This is a genomic window from Caballeronia sp. LjRoot31, from assembly GCF_964253885.1.
Taxonomy (GTDB): Bacteria; Pseudomonadota; Gammaproteobacteria; order Burkholderiales; family Burkholderiaceae; genus Caballeronia.
The window spans coordinates 2,512,595-2,534,017 of sequence record NZ_CAXURX020000001.1 but is presented as its reverse complement, the minus strand read 5'-3'; the positions used below and the strand labels follow the sequence as shown (position 1 = coordinate 2,534,017).

The 21,423-nt window shown below is 60.1% G+C and carries 20 protein-coding genes, 1 tRNA gene and 1 pseudogene; 15 read left to right on the top strand and 7 right to left on the bottom strand.

Features of this window, described 5'->3' with window-relative positions:
* Nucleotide 1 precedes the first annotated feature (1 nt).
* From ACSQ8V_RS11150 to ACSQ8V_RS11135, 4 genes are all read left to right on the top strand, one after another.
* A complete protein-coding gene (locus tag ACSQ8V_RS11150; protein ID WP_436205752.1) occupies nt 2–1,312 on the top strand; it encodes a CaiB/BaiF CoA transferase family protein in 1,311 nt (436 codons plus the stop codon).
* Entirely contained in the window at nt 1,309–2,490 is a 1,182-nt protein-coding gene (locus tag ACSQ8V_RS11145; protein ID WP_436205751.1) for a thiolase C-terminal domain-containing protein, read from the top strand. The genes ACSQ8V_RS11150 and ACSQ8V_RS11145 overlap by 4 nt, the downstream gene beginning before the upstream one ends.
* Nucleotides 2,487–2,945, top strand: coding sequence for a Zn-ribbon domain-containing OB-fold protein (locus tag ACSQ8V_RS11140; RefSeq protein ID WP_436181944.1), 459 nt, complete (start codon nt 2,487–2,489; stop codon nt 2,943–2,945). Before ACSQ8V_RS11145 ends, ACSQ8V_RS11140 begins: the two co-directional genes overlap by 4 nt.
* Nucleotides 2,946–3,023: 78 nt before the next feature.
* Complete coding sequence (locus ACSQ8V_RS11135; protein WP_436205750.1) at nt 3,024–3,779, top strand: FadR/GntR family transcriptional regulator; 756 nt, start codon at nt 3,024–3,026, stop codon at nt 3,777–3,779.
* A gap of 88 nt (nt 3,780–3,867) precedes the next feature.
* On the opposite strand, the gene ACSQ8V_RS11130 is transcribed toward ACSQ8V_RS11135, so the two are convergent.
* Complete coding sequence (locus tag ACSQ8V_RS11130) at nt 3,868–5,097, bottom strand: porin (protein WP_436205749.1); 1,230 nt, start codon at nt 5,095–5,097, stop codon at nt 3,868–3,870.
* A gap of 457 nt (nt 5,098–5,554) precedes the next feature.
* Here ACSQ8V_RS11130 and ACSQ8V_RS11125 point away from each other — a divergent pair, with 457 nt between their 5' ends.
* From ACSQ8V_RS11125 to ACSQ8V_RS11110, 4 genes are all read left to right on the top strand, one after another.
* Nucleotides 5,555–6,871 (top strand): Rieske 2Fe-2S domain-containing protein, encoded by a 1,317-nt coding sequence (locus ACSQ8V_RS11125; RefSeq protein ID WP_436205748.1) that lies wholly within the window; start codon nt 5,555–5,557, stop codon nt 6,869–6,871.
* A 146-nt stretch (nt 6,872–7,017) separates the two neighbouring features.
* Nucleotides 7,018–7,788, top strand: coding sequence for an SDR family NAD(P)-dependent oxidoreductase (locus ACSQ8V_RS11120; protein WP_213761580.1), 771 nt, complete (start codon nt 7,018–7,020; stop codon nt 7,786–7,788).
* A 15-nt stretch (nt 7,789–7,803) separates the two neighbouring features.
* On the top strand, nt 7,804–9,009 hold the full coding sequence (locus tag ACSQ8V_RS11115) for a LysR family transcriptional regulator (protein ID WP_436205747.1): 1,206 nt from the start codon (nt 7,804–7,806) through the stop codon (nt 9,007–9,009).
* 48 nt (nt 9,010–9,057) lie between these two features.
* Nucleotides 9,058–10,443, top strand: coding sequence for an MFS transporter (locus ACSQ8V_RS11110; RefSeq protein WP_436181939.1), 1,386 nt, complete (start codon nt 9,058–9,060; stop codon nt 10,441–10,443).
* A gap of 168 nt (nt 10,444–10,611) precedes the next feature.
* Here ACSQ8V_RS11110 and ACSQ8V_RS11105 read toward each other — a convergent pair.
* Nucleotides 10,612–10,771, bottom strand: a pseudogene (locus ACSQ8V_RS11105) (IS630 family transposase); the annotation flags it as partial.
* Between the two features lie 29 nt (nt 10,772–10,800).
* Nucleotides 10,801–12,027, bottom strand: a complete 1,227-nt coding sequence (locus tag ACSQ8V_RS11100) for a LysR family transcriptional regulator (protein ID WP_436205746.1) — start codon at nt 12,025–12,027, stop codon at nt 10,801–10,803.
* A 197-nt stretch (nt 12,028–12,224) separates the two neighbouring features.
* On the opposite strand from ACSQ8V_RS11100, the gene ACSQ8V_RS11095 reads away from it, so the two are divergent.
* Nucleotides 12,225–12,392, top strand: a complete 168-nt coding sequence (locus tag ACSQ8V_RS11095) for a hypothetical protein (RefSeq protein ID WP_436205745.1) — start codon at nt 12,225–12,227, stop codon at nt 12,390–12,392.
* An 11-nt stretch (nt 12,393–12,403) separates the two neighbouring features.
* Here ACSQ8V_RS11095 and ACSQ8V_RS11090 read toward each other — a convergent pair whose 3' ends face one another.
* From ACSQ8V_RS11090 to ACSQ8V_RS11080, 3 genes are all read right to left on the bottom strand, one after another.
* Complete coding sequence (locus tag ACSQ8V_RS11090; protein WP_436205744.1) at nt 12,404–12,646, bottom strand: hypothetical protein; 243 nt, start codon at nt 12,644–12,646, stop codon at nt 12,404–12,406.
* An 8-nt stretch (nt 12,647–12,654) separates the two neighbouring features.
* Nucleotides 12,655–13,254 (bottom strand): Arm DNA-binding domain-containing protein, encoded by a 600-nt coding sequence (locus ACSQ8V_RS11085; protein WP_436205743.1) that lies wholly within the window; start codon nt 13,252–13,254, stop codon nt 12,655–12,657.
* 140 nt (nt 13,255–13,394) lie between these two features.
* Nucleotides 13,395–13,479: transfer RNA gene (locus ACSQ8V_RS11080), tRNA-Leu, on the bottom strand.
* A gap of 316 nt (nt 13,480–13,795) precedes the next feature.
* Between ACSQ8V_RS11080 and rnr the strand changes: the two genes are divergently transcribed.
* The 6 genes from rnr (at nt 13,796) to ACSQ8V_RS11050 (ending at nt 19,764) form a co-directional block, all read left to right on the top strand.
* Entirely contained in the window at nt 13,796–16,312 is a 2,517-nt protein-coding gene (gene rnr / locus ACSQ8V_RS11075) for a ribonuclease R (RefSeq protein ID WP_436181935.1), read from the top strand.
* A 113-nt stretch (nt 16,313–16,425) separates the two neighbouring features.
* Complete coding sequence (rlmB, locus tag ACSQ8V_RS11070) at nt 16,426–17,169, top strand: 23S rRNA (guanosine(2251)-2'-O)-methyltransferase RlmB (protein ID WP_089159656.1); 744 nt, start codon at nt 16,426–16,428, stop codon at nt 17,167–17,169.
* A 9-nt stretch (nt 17,170–17,178) separates the two neighbouring features.
* Nucleotides 17,179–18,009 (top strand): N-acetylmuramoyl-L-alanine amidase, encoded by an 831-nt coding sequence (locus ACSQ8V_RS11065; protein WP_436205742.1) that lies wholly within the window; start codon nt 17,179–17,181, stop codon nt 18,007–18,009.
* 15 nt (nt 18,010–18,024) lie between these two features.
* Nucleotides 18,025–18,417, top strand: a complete 393-nt coding sequence (locus tag ACSQ8V_RS11060; protein ID WP_436205741.1) for a SirB2 family protein — start codon at nt 18,025–18,027, stop codon at nt 18,415–18,417.
* 87 nt (nt 18,418–18,504) lie between these two features.
* Complete coding sequence (rpiA, locus tag ACSQ8V_RS11055; protein WP_213761573.1) at nt 18,505–19,200, top strand: ribose-5-phosphate isomerase RpiA; 696 nt, start codon at nt 18,505–18,507, stop codon at nt 19,198–19,200.
* Between the two features lie 327 nt (nt 19,201–19,527).
* A complete protein-coding gene (locus ACSQ8V_RS11050) occupies nt 19,528–19,764 on the top strand; it encodes a hypothetical protein (RefSeq protein WP_213761572.1) in 237 nt (78 codons plus the stop codon).
* Nucleotides 19,765–19,890: 126 nt separating this feature from the next.
* Here ACSQ8V_RS11050 and ACSQ8V_RS11045 read toward each other — a convergent pair whose 3' ends face one another.
* Entirely contained in the window at nt 19,891–21,243 is a 1,353-nt protein-coding gene (locus tag ACSQ8V_RS11045; protein ID WP_436205740.1) for a glycosyltransferase family 4 protein, read from the bottom strand.
* Between the last annotated feature and the right edge of the window lie 180 nt (nt 21,244–21,423).

Here is a 21,423-nt window from a genome sequence, read left to right as displayed (position 1 = left end):
CATGCTGTCGAAACTGATCAACGATTTTCCCGAGCACGAACCGCGTCCGGCCAATGCACCCCAGGCGCTCGCCGGCATCCGCGTGGTCGACTTCACGCACTTCATCGCCGGACCGTTTGCGACGATGATGCTCGCCGACATGGGCGCCGAGGTCATCAAGGTCGAAGCGCCCGGCCGCGGTGACGAATTCCGCTATTACCCGCCGGCGCATCCGCAGGACGCCAGCATCGGCGGCCCGTATCTCTGGGCGAACCGCAACAAACGCAGCATTGCGCTTGATCTGAAGTCCGAAGAAGGGCGGCGCATTGCGCTCGAACTAGTCGCGACGGCGGACATCGTCGCGGAGAATTTTTCGACCGGTGTCATGGAGCGCCTCGGCCTAGGCTACGAAGCTTGCCGCGAACTGAATCCGGAACTCATTTACTGCTCGGTGTCTGCGTATGGCCGCGAAGGCGCGTTCGCGGACCGGCTCGGTTTCGACCCGATCGCGCAGGCCGAGAGCGGCTTCGTCTCGATGAACGGTTATCCGGACCGGCTCGGCGTGCGCGCGCTGTCGCCCGTGATGGATATCAGCACGGCGATGATGGCAAGCAACGCAATCCTTGGTGCGCTGGTCGCACGTGAACGCACGGGCAAGGGCCAGGCGGTCGAGGTCTCGCTGTTTGATAACGCGGTGCTGATGACCGGCTACGCGACGGTGCAGCATCTGTTCACCGGCGAGGAGCCCCGTCGCCACGGCAACACCAGTCCCGACACATGTCCGTCGGGCGTGTTCAAGGCGTCGGATACAGCGTTCTACATCAATTGCGGCAACAACAAGATCTTCCATCGTCTCGCCGTCCAGGTGCTGGAGATGCCGGAACTGGCTGCCGATCCGGTGCTCGCGGATCGCAACGGCCGCATCGCGCGGCGCGACGAACTGTTTCGCATCCTCGACGAGGCGTTCATTCTCCATCCGTGGGCATACTGGCAGCAGCGCATGCGCGCTGCGTCAATTCCGTGCGGCGAAGTGCGCACGGTCGGCGAGGCGCTGCGCTCGCCAGAAGCGCGTGAACGCAAGCTCGTGAGCCGTCTCGAGCATCCGGATCTCGGTTGGCTGCCGAACATCAACTTGCCGTTCCGCTTCAGCGAGACGCCGATCGCCGATCCGTCGCCTGCGCCGCGCGTCGGTGAGCACAGCCGTGCGATTCTTACCGGTGTGCTTGGGTATCCTGACGATCGCGTGAATGCGTTGCTGCAAAGCGGCGCCGTCTACAGCAGCCAGCAGCCGCTGGCTGCTGCCGAGGGGCATACAGAGGCGTCCTCGTTATGAGCGAACGGACGCTGCGCGGCACGGTCGCGGTGGTCGGCGTCGGCGAGAGCGAGTACTACCGCGTCGGCCGCGCGCCGGACCCGGAGTTCAAGCTGCTGCTCAAGGCGATCCTGGCGGCGTGCAGGGATGCCGGCATTGATCCGGCAGACATCGACGGCTTCGCGTCGTTCGCCGACGATCGTAACGACGCGGTGCGCGTGGCCACCGCGCTCGGGGTGAAGCGCTTGCGCTCGGCAACGATGCAATGGGGCGGCGGAGGCGGTGGATGCGCCGCCGCAGTCGCCAACGGTGCGGCCGCTATCGCGAGCGGCATGGCGCAGTGTGTGCTCGTCTATCGCGGGCTCGCACAGGGGCAGTTCGGCCGCTTCGGCCAAGCTGCGCCTCGCACGACGATCTCCGGCGATATGGCGTATCAGATGCCGTACGGCGTACTCGCGCCGCCGCAGAAATTCGCAATGAAAGTGCAGCGCTTCATGCACGAGCATGGCGTGGGCCGGGAGGCGTTGCGTGCGATCGCGCTCGCGTCTTACCAGCATGCACAGGCCAACCCGCGCGCGGTGATGGCCGGCAAGCCGCTCTCCGCGGACGCATACGATGCATCGCGCTGGATCGTCGAGCCGTTTCGTTTGTTCGATTGCTGTATGGAGAATGACGGCGCGGGCGCTGTGCTACTGGTGGCCGCCGAACGTGCGAAAGATTTTCCACATCGGCCAGTGTATCTGCTCGGCGCAGCGAGCGGCGCCGACTGGCGGGCAGCGGCCTCGCCGCACAATGCGCCCCACTATGCAAGCGCCAACTACAGCGGCGTCGCGAGCGACCTGTACCGGATGGCGCGCGTGAGCCCGGCAGACGTCGGCGTGGTGCAGAGTTATGAGAATTTCACCGGAGGCGTGGCGATGGCGCTAAGCGAGCATGGTTTCTTCCGTCCCGATGAAGCCAACGATTTCCTGACGCCGGAGAATCTCGTCGCGCCGTCGGGCAAGCTGCCGCTCAACACGAGTGGCGGCAATCTCGGCGAGTGTTATGTGCACGGCTTCGAGCTGGTGATCGAGGCGGCGCGCCAGGTGCGCGGCGAGTCGACCAGCCAGGCTGCGCGACACGACGTGGCGCTGGTGGTCGGTGGCCCGATGGTGGCGCCGGCAAGCAGTCTTCTGTTCGGATCGGAGGCCGTGTTATGAACTCGTTGTCGCCATCGCCGGGGTATCTGCCCGCCGGACTGCCTGCGCCGGAGCCTGAATCGGACGGCCTGTCTGCGCCTTATTGGGAAGGGCTGCGCGAAGAGAAGCTGCGCGTACAGCGTTGTACGCGCTGCGATACGTGGCAATTCGGCCCGGAGTGGCTGTGCCATGCATGTCACGCCTTTGATCCCGCGTGGCATGACGTAGCGCCGTACGGGCGCATATTCAGTTGGGAGCGCGTCTGGCATCCATCGCATCCGGCGCTCGCGCAGGCGGTGCCCTACCTGGTGATACTGGTTGAGCTGGAACATGCCGGTAACGTGCGGATGCTCGGCAATCTGCTTGGCGACCCGCATCAGCGCGTCGAAATTGGCGCGGCGGTGACCGGGGTGTTCGAACATCATGCCGATGCGACGACGCCTTACAGCCTGCTGCAATGGCGGCTTTCGGCATGAAAACTTCGGGGCTGACGGAAGGAGGCTGTCTGTATAATCTTTCGCTACCGTCATTGCGACTTTATCCTTTTTGGTGACATGGAACTAACGCCTCCCGTTGCACGCGAATCGACCTCACGTTCGGAGCTCGTCGGCAAGATGCTGGCGTTTTTCAAGGAGCGTGGCTACGAGAGCGGCGAGCGTCTGCCGTCCGAGCGCGCGCTTGCGGAGCGCTTCGGCGTGGGTCGCAACGCGTTGCGCGAAGCGCTTTCGACGCTAAGCGCCCTGCGGGTCGTCGAATCACGCCCGAATTCCGGCATCTACTTGCGCCGCATGTCCACCGACAGCAGCTTCGAAACCATTGTGCTGCTGACCGAGATGGGCTCCGAGCCGTCGATGAAAGAGGTCAAGGAGACGCTTGAAGTACGCTGGGCGCTCGAGATGCGCGCAGTGCAACTGGCGTGCGAGCGCCGCACTCCGCCGGATCTGGACATCCTCGCATCCGTGATAGACGCGACGCAGGCAGTACTGTCGAACAAGGGCAACATTTCGGTGCAGGACACGGCCTTCCACATGGCGCTTGCACGTTGTACGCACAACGAAGTGCTGGTGCACTTGCTCAGTTCGTTCTACCGTATTTCGGAAAGTCGCCGCTTTGCGCTGTTTGCCGATCCGGAGCGAGGTGCGATCTCGGCGATGCAGCATGTGAAGATTTACGAAGCGGTGAAGAAGCGCGACGTAAAAAAAGCCACCGTGCTGATGGAAACGCATTTCACGCGTGCTGTCGAATCGTGGAACGAGATTCTCGGTGACGAGCAGCCCGTCGAAGTCAAACGGGCACGCAAAACGAAGTAAGACATGCACGCAATACCGCTCGCATAACAGAAGAAAAGGTCGGCTTGAAACGAGCCGACCTTTTTTTCGTGCTTGCTAGGTCTGCGAATCAGAACGTATGCACGATGCCCAGACGCACGAGCAACTGATGGTCGTTTGAAGAGGGAGTCAGTTGCGTGATCGACGCGACGGCGCTCTGACCAAGCGAATCCGTCCCGCTCGCCTTCTGATAGATCGCGAGCGCGTACAACTCCGTACGCTTTGACAGGAAGTACGCACTCGACAACGTGCCCTGATGGTAGGTCGCACCACCATATGCGCCCACGCTCGCCTTGCGCGTATAGCTATACGCGGCGTTCACGCTGAAAGCCGGCGTGAACGCATAGGTCGCGTTGATTTCACCGTTGTTGAGGACGGCGCTGCCTGCATAGTGCAGCGAGTTGGGTCCTGCGCTGGTGTCGCCGAGGCCGTCGAAACCCGCATGAGAGTAGGTCGCACCGATACTCGCGGCGCCGAAGTGATACTTCGCGCCCGCGACCAGCAGTTGCAGGGTGGCGGCCGATGCAAAGCCTGCGTAGATCGGGTTCGACTGGGCAGCGGTGGCTGAACCGGAGGAGCCGAGGTTGTCGGTGGTGTTGTTGCCCGAATTGCCGTTCGTGCCGAAGTACGACAGGTTCGGGTCGCGCGCATTCAGGTAGCCCGCGGCCGCGGCGAATGGTCCCTGCGCGTACGAAGCGGCGAGTGCCCAAACCTGGTTGCGGCCCGTCGCACCCGCTACACCACCCACCGCATACATGCCGCCGAGCGTCACGCCGGCATACGGCGTACTCTTGAATTTGATCGCGTTGTTGATGCGTATCGAGTGACCGAGATCGTCGAAATCGTCGGGGTTTGCGCCCATGTGGCCGGGTATTTCGCCCGCTTCGGAGACCGGTGCGAGCATGTCGCTGACAATGCTGTATTGCCGGCCGACGGTCACTTGTCCAAAGGGATTCGCGAGGCCAACAAATGCCTGCCTGCCGAACTCGAGTCCTCCTTGAGCAAGCCCCCCGGTGTCGATGTTGAAGCCATTTTCCAACGTGAAGATCGCCCGCAGTCCGCTGCCCAGATCCTCGCTCCCGCGCAGTCCCCAGCGGCTGCCGCCAATCCCGGTCGCCCCGTCCGACATCGCATATTGCTGCTTGCCTGCAAGCTGACCGCCGGTGCGGCCCGTCTGAACGTTGCTGACGTAGTTGAACCCTTGGTCGATCAGGCCATACAGCGTGACAGAACTCTGCGCGTGCGCCGCCGAAGCGGCTGTGCCGGCGATCGCCATCGCCACCAGCATAGGTTTCTTCATTGTGTCTCCATATCTCCGAACCGAATTTGTATTTAGGCGTGGTACCCAATCGATGGCACGAAATTGAAATTGGTTCCATCAAATTGGACCACCATAATTGGTGGGACCAATCGTAGCGATGCACGATTCATGCTGTCAATCCTGAGGACAACCCCTACGACAAACCGGATGCGTTTTTCAACGATGTGCTGTAGCGCATCAATGTGCGCGATGTCGAACTCGCGTCATAGCCGTCAAATGACATGGCGTCCGCGTATGACTTACGAATAAGCAACGTCAATCTTTTCAACGGCTTGCCTGACGCGAACCGAACCGTTCGTTCCGCTGCGCTAATACCCACATCACCGTTCTAATAGGTCAACCAACGAACCTGCTCCTAGAATCGGTGCATTCACAAGGGGGGCGGGAATCTTCTCCAGTTCTTGTCCCGTATTACTGGACCAAGGAACATCTATTCATGAACAAGACAGACATTGGCGATCTCTTACGTGTAGGACCTGGAACCCCCATGGGGACATTCATGCGTCAATACTGGCTCCCGGCGGCGCTATCGACCGAGGTCAAGGCAGATGGCGATCCGGTCAGGCTGATGATCCTCGGCGAGAAGCTGATCGCCTTCCGGGATAGTTCAGGACGGGTCGGTGTATTGGATCATCGGTGTCCTCACCGTTGTGCGTCGTTATTCGTCGGTCGTAACGAAGAAAATGGAATTCGCTGTGTCTATCACGGATGGAAGTTCGACGTAGACGGCAATTGTGTCGACATGCCAAGCGTGCCGGATCGGCTCGATTTCAAGGAGAAGGTTCATGCTCGTGCCTACAAAGCCACTGAGCGAAATGGACTGGTTTGGGTTTATATGGGTGAAGATCAGAAGAACCCACCGCGTCTCCCGGAGATCGAGGCGAACCTGATTCCCGACAGCAAGATCTGGTGCCTGCAACGGCAATGCAACTGGTTGCAGGCACTCGAAGGAGACATCGATACCAGTCATGTAGGATTCCTGCATGTCGGTGCGTTGCAACCCGAAGATCTTCCGGAGGATTCGCCTTTGCGCCCCACCGTTCTCAACAGAGCGCCGGAATATCGCGTGCAAACCGCGGAGTGGGGCGCGATGTACGGCGCTTATCGTCCGGCTGAGGACGGCCGCATGTCATGGCGCGCAGCCCATTTCATGTTCCCTTTCTGGACGATGACGCCGAACGTCCTGTTTTCAACCCGCGCGATCGCACGGGCATGGGTGCCGATGGACGACACGCATGTCATGCTTTTCGACATAACCGGCGGTGTTGACGAGGGCAATCCATTCTTCACGACCAAACTGAAGAATGGAGAAGCGATGTACGAGAAGATCAGGCGCAAGCCGAATGGGACCGGCTGGTACGACCGCTGGCTACCTGTCGATGGATATCACAACGATTGGGGTATTGATCGCGAAGCTCAGCGCAACATGATCCATTTTACGGGCATCGACAATCCGTCAATGCAGGACCAGGCGATTACCGAAAGCATGGGTCCTATTACCGACCACTCTTTTGAGCATTTGGCTCCAACGGATCAGATGATCGCCTTTGTCCGGCGAAGTCTGACAAAGGCACTACACAATTTCCGTGAAAATCAGGCCGCGGCACCCGGCGTCTCATCACCGGACGTGTACTTCGGCGCTCGTTCGGGGGCCTTCTGGGCGGATGCTGCTACCGGGTTTGCGGACGCTTACAAAGCCGAACTCGAAAAAGCACATCGCTGGCCTTCCAGTAACGTGGAACTGACTGACTGATTTGCCAGGCATTACGTCTTTTCATTGAGAACGAAGCGCGATGTCGGAGCGATTCCACCTCGCGCTTCCATCCGATCTCAAGCACCAGGCTCAGGCGTGAAGTTTCGGGTGCTTTCAAGGCAACAAAAATTCCAGAGGCAAATAGCATGATCAAGCTTGAACATGACAGATCCGGTATTTCTTTTAACGGCCGGGTTGCACTGGTAACAGGCGCCGGGCGCGGAATTGGAGCAGCGATCGCGCGCGAACTCCACGATGGGGGCGCGATGATTGCCGTAACCGATCTGGATCCCGGCAATGCCCAAGCTGTGGCGAAAGAGCTTGATCCAAGCGGTGAAACGGCCATGGCGTTCAAGCTGGATGTCCGTGAAAAGCAGGACTTCGAGCATGCACTCGCTTTGGTGATCGAGCGTTGGAGCAAGCTGGATATTGTAGTGAACAATGCTGGCTATGCTAAACGGACGCCCGTCGAAGAGATAACGCCTGAGGAGTTCGATGAGATCGTAGCTATCAATATGCGTAGCGTGTTTCTCAGTTGCCAGATCTTCTCGAAGTATATGAAATCCCGGAATTACGGGCGAATCGTGAACATAACGTCGCTCGCCTCGCACAATGGCGGGACGGTCGCGTCGCCGCACTATGCAGCCGCCAAAGGCGGAGCGACAACATTGACACGGTACTTTGCGCGTCAACTCGCCGGGACGGGCGTAACCGTCAATGCCGTATCGCCGGGGCCCGTCGCCAGTGCAAAGGAGCGCCTGGCTCATTTGATCGATGAGATCAGCAAGCAGGTTCCGGTCGGGCGATTCGCGGAGCCATCAGAGATCGCGGCGGCAGTTTCGCTACTCGCTTCTGAGCGCGGCGGGTTCATTGTGGGGGCCACGATCGATGTCAACGGCGGTCTCCATATGCGCTGAGCAAAATCAGCGCCCGTGATTGCCAATCCGTTCGACCTTAACTTGCGTCATCTGCGCGCGCTCGTCACCGTGCAGGAGTGCGGCAGCATCAGTGCGGCAGCGCGTATTGCGTGCCTATCGCAGTCGGCCCTTACACAGGGTATCGCCAAGATCGAGCGTCAGCTCGAATGCGTGTTATTCGAACGCCAAAGTGATGGGGTAGATGTCACGCCAGAGGGTAAATTGGCGCTGCAGCGCATAGGCGCTGCGTTACGACATCTCGATGACGCGGTCAGCAAATCACAACGTAGCATCGAGCATCCCGCGCGGGCGGTCACGATGACGCATATTCGTGCGCTAATGGCGCTGGCGGAAACAGGAACTTTCGCTACGGCGGCTGAGGCGGCCAAACTCTCCCCGAGTTCGGTGCACCGCTCGGTCGGTGACCTTGAAAGAAAATTGGACAAGCATCTCCTTGATCGACGCGGCCGAGGGACGCTATTGAGTTTTTCCGGCAACCGGCTGGTTCGGGGCTTTCGCCTCGCAGCAGGTGAACTGCGTGCGATGGTGGGTGAAATGCGCGATGACGAACATCTCGCGACAATTTCTTTCGGGGCCCTCCCGGTCGCGCGCCCAACCATCGTACCGAGAGCTATCACGCGGATGATTGGAGAAAATCCACGGGCACGCTTCGTCGTCGCCGAAGGCGATTGGCAGGATCTTGTCGATCAGCTTCAGGATGGCCTGATCGATCTGATCATCGGTGAAATCCGGAATGACGATCTGGACGATCTGAAGCAGGAGGCATTGTCCGATGATCAAGTCGTCATTCTGTGTGGCAGCCATCATCCGCTTGCGATGGATCCTGCGCCGTCGCTCGATGTTCTGGCTGCTTATCCCTGGATTGTGGCGCCACCGCTGTCACCGCTGCGCCTCCATTGGGAGAATCTGTTCGCTCATAGAGCGCGCCCGGACTCTCCCGTGGAATGCGGATCAATCATGGTCATGATCAATCTGCTTGCACAGAGCGATTTCCTCACGCTCGCTTCGCCGAGGCAGGTCGAATTACCTCTGCAAACAAAGCGGCTTGCACAGATAGGTGGATTTATAAGGGACTCTACGCGCTCAATTGGCATCACTACTCGCAAAACCTGGCGGCCGATACCGATGGAACGTCGATTCATGCGCATGCTTGCTGAAGCAGCGGAGTGCTCCGGTGCTTCACCGATTGCATCGGCATAGGCGGCATTGACCGGATAAAAGTTAAAAAAAATCAATCAAGGAGACACCATGTCACAGACGAAGCATGTTGCCAGTCTTATCGATGAGCGCCCAATCGGTACCTTTCAGATCGTGATCGCCGCAATGGGCGCGTTAGCCCTTCTTTGCGAAGGTTTTGATCTACAAATCATCTCGTACCTGATGCCGCAGATCGTGAAGGAGTGGCACATCGATCCCGCGCGGCAAGGCGCTATATTGTCCGCGGGATATAGCGGCATGTTGATTGGCTTTCTTGCACTCGCACCCGTGGCGTCGAAAATAGGAGCCAAGCGCCTGGTGGTCGTGTGTTTGCTGGCAATGGGTGCACTGAATCTTGCAACGATTCTGGCTAAAGACGCGACGACTCTGTTGATCTTTCGAATCGCCGTCGGCCTCACTCTTGGAGGCGTGGTCCCGCCGGCGTTGGCGCTGGTTTCCGAATTCTTTCCGGCTCGTCGTCGTTCGACTCTGATTGCGATGATGTATCTCGGGACGACTAGCGGCTTTATGGTAGCGGGTGCGACCGCGTGGACTATCTTATCCAGTTACGGTTGGCGTGGCGGCATGATCATTGGAGGCATCGTGCCGGTCATCGTCGCTTTAGGGATATTGCTGGTGTGGCCAGAAGCGCCTATTTTCCTTCTTGGACGTGGCGGCAATGGGCCCGCGCGCGTTCAACACATTCTGTCGCGGTTATATCCGCACACCGCGTTGAAAGAGGTCGTGATCACAGGGGATCATGACGCGGTCAAGGCAGGCGGCGTCATGGATATTTTCCTCGACCGGCGTCTTTTGGGAACGTTAATACTCTGGGCGGCATTAAGCTTCAACGCCATCGTCTATTTCTTCGTATTAAGTTGGATGCCGCTTATATTGGTGAAAGTAGGTGCTTCACAGCAGGATGCCATTCTTGCCTCCACGCTCGGGAATCTGGGCGGGATCGCCGCGATTGCTACCGGAATCCTGATGGACCGTTTCGGAAACGCGCGCGTTGTCACGATCTACTTTGTAGCCGGGGCAGCGTTCGTTCTTCTCGTCGGTGCTCTGCTGTCACCGACCGTCGTGGTGATTGCGCCGGCTGCCTTCTGCTTGGGCTATTGCGTGAGCGGGCTCCAGAAAGGGGTATCTGCATTGACAATCGCATTCTATCCGCCCGCCTTGCGATCGACGGGACTTGGGTGGGTACTGGGAATTGGGCGCAGCGGAGCGATTCTTGGACCCATATTGCCGGGGCTGTTAATGCAGAATGGCTGGCAGCCACCGTATATCTTCTACTTTATGGCTATGCCGCTACTTTTCGGGGGCGGCGGCATTGCCATTATGCAAGCCTACTATCGACAGCGTCTGCCTTCGAACGTGGAAGGTACGTCGCCGGCCAGTCGGAAAACTCAGCACAGAACCTCGGGCGTAGGGTAGTGCTTCGTTTTTCCTGGAGTCAATGTGATCGTTGGCGCGAATTACCTTGTGCAAGATGTCATTGGCCTTGGCAGCCCGCACGAATTGGTTTGGAATCCTTCTTATACACGGCGACGTCCCGCTTGAGCGCGGGGACGAGTTGGGGAACTAACTGAACACGCCACGGCGCCGACGTTGGGCAGTGGTGTCGGGAGAGAAGCGCTCCACCATGTTCAGCCATGATGCGGAGGTCAGCATGAAATGGACGGTGCACCGGGCATGTTTCGCGAGCCACTCCCTGACGCTTCGAGTGTTTGCCTGTGGCTTAGTTGTCGCAGATCAAATGCAGCGCTTGCTGACAGCGGGTGAGGCAGCCAATCAGACCCAGTCGGCGACGAGCCGACCTCTGTGGGATGGGTTCCCATCTGCGTGATGCGACACGTCCTGCAGCAGGTCCATGAAGCGCTGCTGGACGCCGGTCGGCCGCCAACTGCGCCGCGCGGTGATACCGATCGTCGACGTGGCATGCGGCAGCGGCGCGCCGATCTGCGCGAGCAGGCCGCTGCGAATCTGCAATGCAGCCTGATCAGGGCTCAGCAACGTGAGGAAATTGCCATTCGTGAGCAGCCGGCCGATGATCATTACTGAGCCGCACTCGATCGGGCACGCTGGCGGCGTGCGGCCGTCGAAGAGTTCTTCCCACGCGCCGCGCAACGGTGAGCTCGGCAGGCCAACGATCCACGAATAGGCCGCGAGCATATCGAGCGTAATGGCGGCGCGGCCTGCTAGCGGGTGATGACTGCCGCCTACGACGATCAGCCGGTCTTCGTAGAGCGGCCGTTGCGCAAGATCGGAGATTTCGTAGCTGCGGACTTCGCCGATGATCAGATCGACCACGCCGTCGCGCAGCGGCTCGACGAGCTCGGCCCAACTGCCCTCGAAGACGCGGAATGTGGCGGGCGCCGCTTCGCCGATCATGCGTGCCATTGCTTCGGGAGCGACGAAGGCGCGCGCGACTGGCGTGACGCCGATGCCGATTAGCGTACCTTCCGGACGCAGGCCGAGTTCAACGAGCAGCGCGGCGAGTTCGGCGGCGGCGAGGCGCGTGCCGCGAGCAAGACGCCGACCGGCGGGATTGAGGCTCACGCCGCGCCCACGTCGCTCGACTAGCGCTTCACCTACGGCTTCTTCGAGATCACCGATGGCGCGATGCGCGGCCGTGCGCGACATGCCAGCCGCAGTAGCGGCGGCAACGAAGCTGCCCACGTCGGCGAGCGCAAGAAACGCCCGCAACTGGGTCATCGTCATGCGGCGTTCGGGCCGCACGTTGCCGCGCGTAAGTCCCTGCGCGCCGGCGGCCAAGTGAGCGAGCGCGCCATTCACACGCTCCGCAACCTGCTCGCCGACCGGCGTGGCGAGCATGCCGTCAGCACGCCGCTCGAAGAGCGGGTAGCCGAACTGCTGCTCAAGTTTCATCACGGCTTGCGTAAGCGCCGGTTGCGACAGCCCGACCCGGTGTGCTGCTGCGCTGACGCTGCCATGCTCGCGAACCGCCAGCATCGCCTGGAGGTGCCGTAGATTCAGATTGAAGGGATCGTTAAGCATTCGCGATTATAGGCAGCAACGCTTTCGCGCGATTGCTCTGCGCGCGAAAGCGTTGCTGATGGCCGTTGCGGCGGGAAGCGGCCTAAAATTATTCGCGTAGTGTATTGCGGCGCAGGATCTGGGAGAAAAGCGATGGTCGCACTGATCGCCCAAAACGGGGGCAATACAAGACAGGGTCGGTGCGGGAAATCGAAGATTTGTACGATACCGTATGCAAAGCGGCATCGCCAGACCGCCAGAACCCTGAGCATACGCCCGGTACGGTCGATGGCCACTATTCCATCACGCCCGTGCTGCTGATCGGTACGTCGTTTGACTACACGAAAGCACCCGACGCCAAGTATGAGCAAATCGATCTCGGCTAGCGGCTTGTCATTCAGACACAATACTCAAAGCAGCGGGTGAGCGTATCAGCGAGTGGCCTGTGCGAGCGTACTCTGGTTAGGTTGATCAACCGTCGGCATGCCGCCCGTTCAAGTAGCGCTTGCCGGGGAAGTGGAACGATGTGGTCATGCCGCATCTTCATGCGTTCACCGGGAATATGCCATTCGGCCGCGTCAAGATCAATTTCGCTCCGAGGGGCCGATGCGATGACGCCGGGTCGCAACCCGGTCAGCATCGCGAGCTTCAGCGCAGCGCCAGTGGTGATCCATCTTCGCGCAGGTCATTGTGGATGTCGTAACTGACGATACCGCCAATGTACTGACGCGCCTTCGATGCAAGGTCGGGCGCTTTCGCCGCGATCGTCTCGAGAATGGGTTTGACCTGCACGGTGGACAACGTCGAGATCGACTTGTTACGTAGCGTCGGCGTCAGATACTCGCGCAGGACAAATTCGGCCTTGCGGTAGGTTTCATCTGCCCACTCTTTGCGCTTGAATTCAAGCCATGCCTTGGCGACGAGATGGAAGGCCCCGTCGGCGGCGCGCTTTCGCGCGGAAACATCGGCACGTCGTTGGTCGACCGGATCGGTGCCCTCGCGCACGAGATCGCGAGCAGTGGCGGCGCGACGCCACGCTTCGATCAAACTAATGTCGGGGTAGGGGCCAAGGCACAGGAAGTTTTCTTTCCCAGTGCCAGGAGGGCGATATCGGAGTAACCAGGTCTTTGCGCCGTTGGGACGTATGCGCAGGGAAAGGCCCGGGCCATCCGGCAGGAAGGCAGGGCTTCGGCCCTGTTTTGGCATTGCGAACGCCAATTCCGACTTCGGTTCGACGTATCCGGGCATGACTTTGCCCATGAAACGGGTATACGCAAAAACGCTGGATATAACAGGAAAATCTCGGACCGCAAAAGACAAAAAACCCCGTAATCACAAGGATTTACGGGGTTTTCCGGACTTCTTCGGATTGCTCCGAACTTGAATCTTGGTGCCCAAGAGAGGACTCGAACCTCCACGCCTTGCGGCGCATGGACCTGAACCATGTGCGTCTACCAATTCCGCCACCTGGGCAGGGTGCGTGTGCAGCAAAGAACGCAATTATAGCCGGGCGTATCGCGCTGTCAAGCATTTTGAGACCGAAACTGAAACGCGGCTCCGAGCCATTGCCCATATGGCTTTTGCGCCGATGTGGCCCGGTTGGCGGGTGTTAGAATGGTTCGCAAACTATTCGTGAACGAACCGGAACAACGTTAAGTGCAACGTCCCGGCAACGCGCCGATCCAGTCCCGGGCGGGGCTGGAAAGTAAAGCTGGGATGGGATTGCCGACGGGTAATCCCCCATTAACCGCGACATTCAGTTAGACGAGAAGAGATCATCGATAAGCCCTTGAACAAATATCCGTATCCGATTCCGAGCCGCGAAGAAATTCTCGGCGTGTTGCGCACGAGCGAGGCTCCGCTCGCCGCGAACGACATCGCTGAAGCTCTGTCGATCAAGCGCCAGGAGCGCGAGGGATTTTTCAAGCGATTGGGAGCCATGGAGCGTGACGGCCAGGTCCGTCTCGACAAACGCGGCTATTACCAACTCACGCATCCCTCGAACTTCGTCGCCGGCCGCGTTCAAGGCCATCGCGACGGCTTCGGCTTCCTGATTCGCGACGATGGCCAAGACGACCTGTTCCTGCCCAACGGCGAAATGCAAAAGGTCATGCACAACGACCGCGTGCTCGCGCGGATCGTTGGTTATGACCGTCGCGGGCGGCCTGAAGGCCATATCGTGGAAGTCACGGACCGTGCGAACAAACGGATCATCGGCCGGCTGATCAGCGAGAACGGCGCGCTGATCCTCGTGCCCGAAGACAAGCGCATCGGCCACGACATCCTGATCACGCAGAATCCGAAGAAAGCGAAAGTGGGGCAGGTGGTGTCGGTGGATCTCACCGACTTCCCGAGCCGCCATTCGCAGCCGCTCGGACGCGTGGCGGAAGTGATCGGCGACATTGACGATCCGGGCATGGAGATCGAGATCGCGGTGCGCAAATACGGCGTGCCGCACGAGTTCAGCGACCGCGCGCTCGAGCAGGCCTCGAAGCTGCCGGACGAAGTGCGCCCCGTCGATATCCGGCATCGCGTGGATTTGCGCGATGTGCCGCTGGTCACCATCGACGGCGAAGATGCCCGCGACTTCGACGACGCCGTGTATTGCGAGCCCATGACGGTCGGCCGCGGCACGGGCTTTCGTTTATTGGTCGCGATTGCCGACGTCTCGCATTACGTGCGCCCGAACGAGGCGCTGGATGTCGATGCGCTGGATCGCAGCACGTCGGTGTATTTTCCGCGCCGCGTGATTCCAATGTTGCCCGAGAAGTTATCGAACGGGTTGTGTTCGCTGAATCCGCAAGTGGATCGTTGCGTGCTCGTCTGCGACATGGTGATCACCGCGCGCGGCGAGATCAAGGCGTACCAGTTCTATCCGGCGGTGATGCATTCGGCCGCCCGGCTGACATATACGGAAGTCGCGTCGGTCCTGACCAACACGAAGGGACCGGAAGCCGCGAAGCGCGCCGACCTGTTGCCGCAATTGCAGAACCTGTACGGCGTCTACAAGTCGCTGCACGCTGCGCGCCAGAAGCGTGGCGCGATCGATTTCGATACGACCGAGACGTACATTGTCTGCAATGCGCAGGGCAAGATCGAGCAGATCGTGCCGCGGCATCGCAATGACGCGCATCGGTTGATCGAGGAATGCATGCTGGCCGCGAACGTGTGCGCCGCCGACTTCCTCAAGCGCCACAAACATCCGGGGCTGTATCGCGTGCATGCCGGGCCGACGCCCGAAAAGCTCGAAAACCTGCGGGCATTTTTGCGTGGCGTGGGTCTGTCGCTGGGTGGCGGCGAGAAGCCGCACGCCAGCGATTACGCCGCGCTCATGGCAATGGTTCGCGACCGGCCGGACGCGCAGATGCTGCAGAGCATGGTGCTGCGCTCCATGCAGCAAGCTGTCTATAGTCCGGACAACATCGGTCACTTCGGGCTCGCGTATGAGGCGTACGCGCACTTCACCAGCCCGATTCGCCGATACCCCGACTTGCTCACGCATCGCGCCATCTACGCCATCTTGCAGGGCAAGAAGTATCAGCCCGAGGTCGGTCATGACGTCACGCTCAGTACGGGCCTGACGAAGGCCGCGCGGGCCATGCAGAAATCCGACGACGAATCGCGCAGCCGTCAGCGCAACAACGTCGCGATCTGGGAAGAGCTCGGACTGCATTGTTCGTCGAATGAACGCCGCGCCGACGAAGCGTCGCGCGACGTGGAAGCCTGGCTCAAGTGCTATTTCATGCGCGACAAGCTCGGCGAGGAATACGGCGGCATGGTGAACGGCGTGACAACGTTCGGCATTTTCGTGCAACTGGATTCGCTGTTTATCGAAGGGCTGGTGCATATCACCGAACTGGGCGCCGACTACTTCCAGTACGACGAGATCAAGAACGAACTGCGCGGTGAACGCACAGGCATTCGTTACCGGATGTCGGACCGGGTGCGCGTGCAGGTCAGCCGTGTCGATCTGGATTCACGCAAGATCGACTTCCGGCTGGTCCGCGATACACCCGTCAAGCCGCCAGGACGGACCACCGCGCCTGCCGTCGAGCACTCGGCCTTAAATGGTGCGAGTGCGGGCGCTGGACCGCGTGTGCGGCCGTTCCCGTCGGACGAAGGCAGCAGCGTGAATAGCCGGCGGCGCGATCGCGGCGGCAAGAAGGCGGCGTCCCAGGCTGCCGGCAAGGCAGCCGCGGCGGCTGCACTGCCGCCGACTATCGCCAAGGACGTAGCGGTGGCGAAGAAACGCGGCGCGGTCCCGAAGGCGGCGGCCAAGAGTCACCCGCCACGCAAGAAGCGCTGAGGCGCGCGGTAGCGACGAAGGCGACGCGCCTCAGTTTGAAATGCGCGGCCCGATGCATCATGCACCGGGCCGCGTTTCCATTTTGTTTTGTTTGAATACGGTCTGGTCCAGTCATGTCACGTCTCAAAGTTTTGTATGGTTTTCACGCGGTGACCGCACGGGTTCGCGCCGACGCATCGACGATCGAAGAAATTCTCTACGATCCGACCCGCAAGGACCGGCGCATGACGGATTTCCTGCGCACAGCCAAGGAAGCGGGCATCCGCCTGATCGCCGCCGACGAAGCGCGCCTGTGGGGCCTGTCGGGCAACGTCGGCCATCAAGGCGTGGTGGCGCGCGCGACCGACATGCCGCTCGCGCAGAACCTGGCGGAACTGCTCGATGGCGTCAGCGGTACGCCGTTGCTGCTGGTGCTGGATGGCGTGACTGATCCGCATAACCTCGGCGCGTGTTTGCGTGTGGCCGATGCCGCCGGCGCGCATGCGGTGATCGCCCCGCGCGATCGTTCGGCCGGGCTGAACGCAACTGCCGCGAAGGTCGCGAGCGGCGCCGCTGAAACCGTGCCGTACATCACGGTCACGAATCTGGCGCGTGCTTTGCGCGAGTTGAAAGATGCGGGCGTGTGGGTGATCGGCACATCGGGTGATGCCACGGCGAGCGTCTACGAGACGAAGCTCGATGGTCCGGTGGCGATTGTTGTCGGCGCGGAAGGCGAGGGCATGCGGCGCCTCACCGGCGAGACCTGCGACGAGATCATGAAGATCCCGATGGCGGGCAGCGTCGAGAGTCTGAATGTGTCGGTGGCGAGCGGGATTTGTCTGTTCGAAGCGGTGCGGCAACGGTCGGTGAAGAAGTAAGTACACGCCATGCGATTCAGCTCCGCCGTCATTTGCGGTGTGTGTTGCGCGCTGCTCGCAGCGTGCTCCAGCACCGAGATCAATCGCGGCGCGTATATTGCCGACACGCGTTATCACGCGCCCGGTGTCGACTCGCGTGTGCGCTTTCTCGTCATGCATTACACGCGAGGCGACGAAGCGCGATCGCTCGCAGTCCTGACGGGTGATGACGTCAGCGTTCACTACGTCGTGCCCGATAATCCACCGGTCAAGAACGGTGAGCCTGTGGTCTATCAGCTCGTACCGGAATCAGAGCGGGCATGGCATGCAGGCCAAAGTGAATGGCAGGGAACGACGGAGCTGAACGCCGCGTCGATAGGCATTGAAAACGTCAACGTGGGTCCTGTTGATACGCCGCAAGGACGCACCTGGCAGCCGTATCCGCCGGCGCAGGTCGATGCGCTCGTGAAGCTCGCGAAGGACATTGTCACGCGCTACAAGATTCCGCCCACGCGCGTGGTGGGCCATAGTGACATTGCGCCGCAACGCAAGACAGATCCGGGTCCCGCATTCCCCTGGCGCACGCTTTACGACAACGGCGTTGGGGCGTGGCCGGATGACGCGACGGTGGCACAACATCTCGCTGGACGCGATCCCAAGTCGCTGGTCGATGTAACTGCCCTGGAACAAAAACTCCAGCGATACGGCTATGACGTCGCCACCGACGGCGTGCTCGACGACAAGTCGCGCCGCGTGATCGCAGCATTCCAGATGCACTTTCGTCCCGCTGATTACGCGGGTAACCCCGATGCGCAAACCGATGCAATCGCGGCCGCGTTGCTCGATAAATACCTCCCTTAAAGGCCCTTCGCGCCCATGTCCGATCTTTTCCTGCCGCTGCGCTCCGTGCATATGACCTGCGCGGCGCTCAGCATTCTGGGTTTTGTCATTCGCTACATCTGGATGCTGCGTGAATCGCCGCTGCTGCAAAAACGCGCGGTGAAGATCGTGCCGCATATCGTGGATACGTTGCTGCTGTTGAGCGCAATCGGGCTGGTGGGAATCATTGGTTTTGGGCCGAACGCAGCGTGGCTGTCGGCGAAGATTGCCGGGCTGATCGTGTATATCGTGCTGGGTACGCTCGCGCTCAAACGCGGTCGCACGAAGGGCGCGCGAGCGGTGTTCGGTCTGCTGGCAATCATCGTGTTCGCGTTTATTGCATCGGTAGCGCGCACGCATAATCCGCTCGGGTTTTTCATGCACGTCTGAACGGGCGGCGACGGCGCTGCAGCGAAAACGCTGCATGGCTCCGCTCAGCTAGAATTGAGGTTTTCCCTTTACGCTGTCACCCTCGCCATGACCCAAGACGAACTGAAGCAACTGGTCGCCGCCGAAGCGGCCGCCTATGTCCACGCCAACGTACCCGAAGGCGCGGTGATCGGCGTCGGCACGGGCTCGACGGCTAATTGTTTTATCGATGCCATTGCCAGTACGAAGTCGCGGTATCGCGGGGCGGTATCGAGCTCGCTTGCCACGACCGCGCGGCTCGAAGCGCATGGTTTCAAGGTGCTGGAGTTGAACGAGATCGAATCGTTGCCTGTGTATGTGGACGGCGCCGACGAAATCGACCCGCACGGTGCGATGATCAAGGGCGGCGGCGGGGCGCTTACCCGCGAGAAGATCGTGGCGTCGGTGGCGGACGTGTTTGTCTGTATCGCGGACGCAAGCAAGCGCGTCGAGGTGCTTGGGACGTTCCCGTTGCCCATTGAAGTCGTGCCGATGGCGCGCACGGCGATCGGCCGGCGCATCACGGCATTGGGCGGTGTTCCGGTGCTGCGGGTGACGCAGGACGGCTCGCCGTTTATTACCGACAACGGCAACGAGATCATCGACGTGAAGACGCTGAAGATCACCGATCCGCTCGCGCTTGAGGCACAACTCAATGCATGGCCGGGCGTGGTGACGGTGGGCTTGTTCGCGGCGCGCGGGGCGAATGTATGTTTGCTCGGAACCCCCGGTGGTGTGGAGCGGATCGATTACACGCAGCGCTAAGGCCTGCGATAAGTTCTGAAAAAACGCGGAGGGCTGTCAGGCCTGCCGCGTTTTTTTTGATGCGTCGGGGAAGCCCGCCTGATTGCGGCTTCACACGCAGATCCCCTGAACAGATCATTTCTATATTGTATGTATTTAGTAAGATATCTCCGATCGAGAAGAACCGGCAGTCAGTCAAAATAAGCCAGTCCCCAGAGCAACGGGCTCTAAGCCTACCTGATTGCGCGACCGCGAACATTTTGTCTGCGTTAGAAAGCGTAATAGCTTGTATAGCCGCTGATGCGTGGGCACGACGTCAAAGGTCTTAACAATTAAGGGAGTTCGGTGATGCAAATCAATCTTCGCAAGACGCTCGACGCGTCTTACTCGCGGCTCAAGCACGTAGAGCCATCACCCACGGCGTTCGCAGGCAACTACGCGTTGTGCCTTGGCATGATCATGGGTGGACAGACCTGCAAGGGGATGTCGGTCCAGGAAGCTGAAAGTGAACGCGCTTACCTGGCGATGCTTGCCGCCCTGTACGAGATCCAACTCGCCATGCCGCGCAATCTAAGCAAGCGTTGAAGCAGTCAGGCAAGCAGTTATCGAAAAGCCGGGCATTTCATGTACCGGGATTTTTCAATCTTTAACCGTTTGGTTCAATTTTCCTTTGCGTGTGTTTCGGTCTTTGCTTTAGCATTGGCATTTGAGTTAGCGATGCTTCGCGAGGTTCACATCGGCATCGGCTTCGGCCTTAGGCACCGGTGCTGCAATGTCGAAAAGCGCACGCGTCATCTGGCGTAGATATCGTTCGATAGAGAAGTACTCGCCTGCATCGGCACGACCCTGGGCAGCAAGACGCACCGCCAGCTCGGGTTCGCGCTGCAACGTGCTGATTGCATCCGCGAGCTCGGGTGCATTGGCCGGTTCGACGATCAACCCGTTTTCGCGATCCCTCAATATTTCGGGCACCGCGCCTCCGTTAGAGGCGATCACGGGTTTGCCTGCGGCCATTGCTTCAATGATCACAAGGCCGAACGGTTCCGGTTGCGTGGACGCATGCACGACCACGTTCATCACGTTCATCCATGACGCTACATCGTGTTGAAAACCCGCGAAGTGCACACGCTCTTCAATGCCAAGCGCTTTCGCTTGCGCTCTCAGACCCTGTGCATAGTCGGTCTCGCCGAAGAGTGCATCGCCGACAAGAACAAGATGAGCCTGTGGCACGCGTGCAATCGCATCAAGTGCTACGTGCTGACCCTTCCATGCGGTGAAGCGACCGAACAAGCCGACGAGAAAGGCGTCGACGGGAAGGCCGAGTGACGCGCGGCGCTGGTCCATTGGCGCCGCCGGTTGTGCTGTGTTGCCACGAAAACGCGCCATGTCCACGCCGTTGTGCACGACAGGTACCGCGCTGGGCGGCAGGCCGGTGAGTTCGATGAGCGCATCGGCGGAGGCACGCGAATTAGCGATCAGATGATCGACGCCGATCTTCACGGCCCACTTGATCAGCAGCAGATGCAGGCGACCGAAGTGGTCGCGCGAGACGATATCGTGCACATGCCAGACCGTAGGCTTGCGATGCAGTACGCGGCCAAATGCGCCCAGAATCAAGGCCTTTTGCGTGTTGAGGAACACGATATCGAAGGACTTTGCGCGGGCCGCAATGGAGCGCACCTGGCGCACGATACCCGGCAATGCGGCCAGTGCGGCGAACCGCATGCGGTCCTTCTTGATGTTCGAGATACGTGCGTCCGTGTCTACCGATACCCGCACGCCTTCAGCCTGGAGCCGTTCGCGAAACGGTCCGTCCGATAGCAACAGGACTTCGCTGCGTTGGGTACATTGAATGGCAAGTGGCAGCAGGCAGATTTCGGCGCCGCCGAGCTGCCCGCTCTGGTCGATGAAGAGGATACGAGGCTCTTTCTTCGATAACGACGCAGTGGTGGTATCCGCGCGTTGCGGGGCGGATTCGCGTGTGTTGGTGGCCGTTGCCGGGCCTTTATCACGCAGCAGCGTGGTGGATGGAATTGATAAGCTGGCTGCGGATTTTGTTGGCATCGGTGACAGGGCGTTGCGAATAGTCGAATGAACGATGGGCAAACCCTGAGCGGATGAAGGTACCGACCGTGGGCAAGCGGACACAGCGCTCATTATTCGCAATGCGATGGGCGAAGTGTGTGGGCATGCGCACGAAAGCGTGCAGTGACTATCTTTAAACTCGCTTCATCGCAGCAAAGG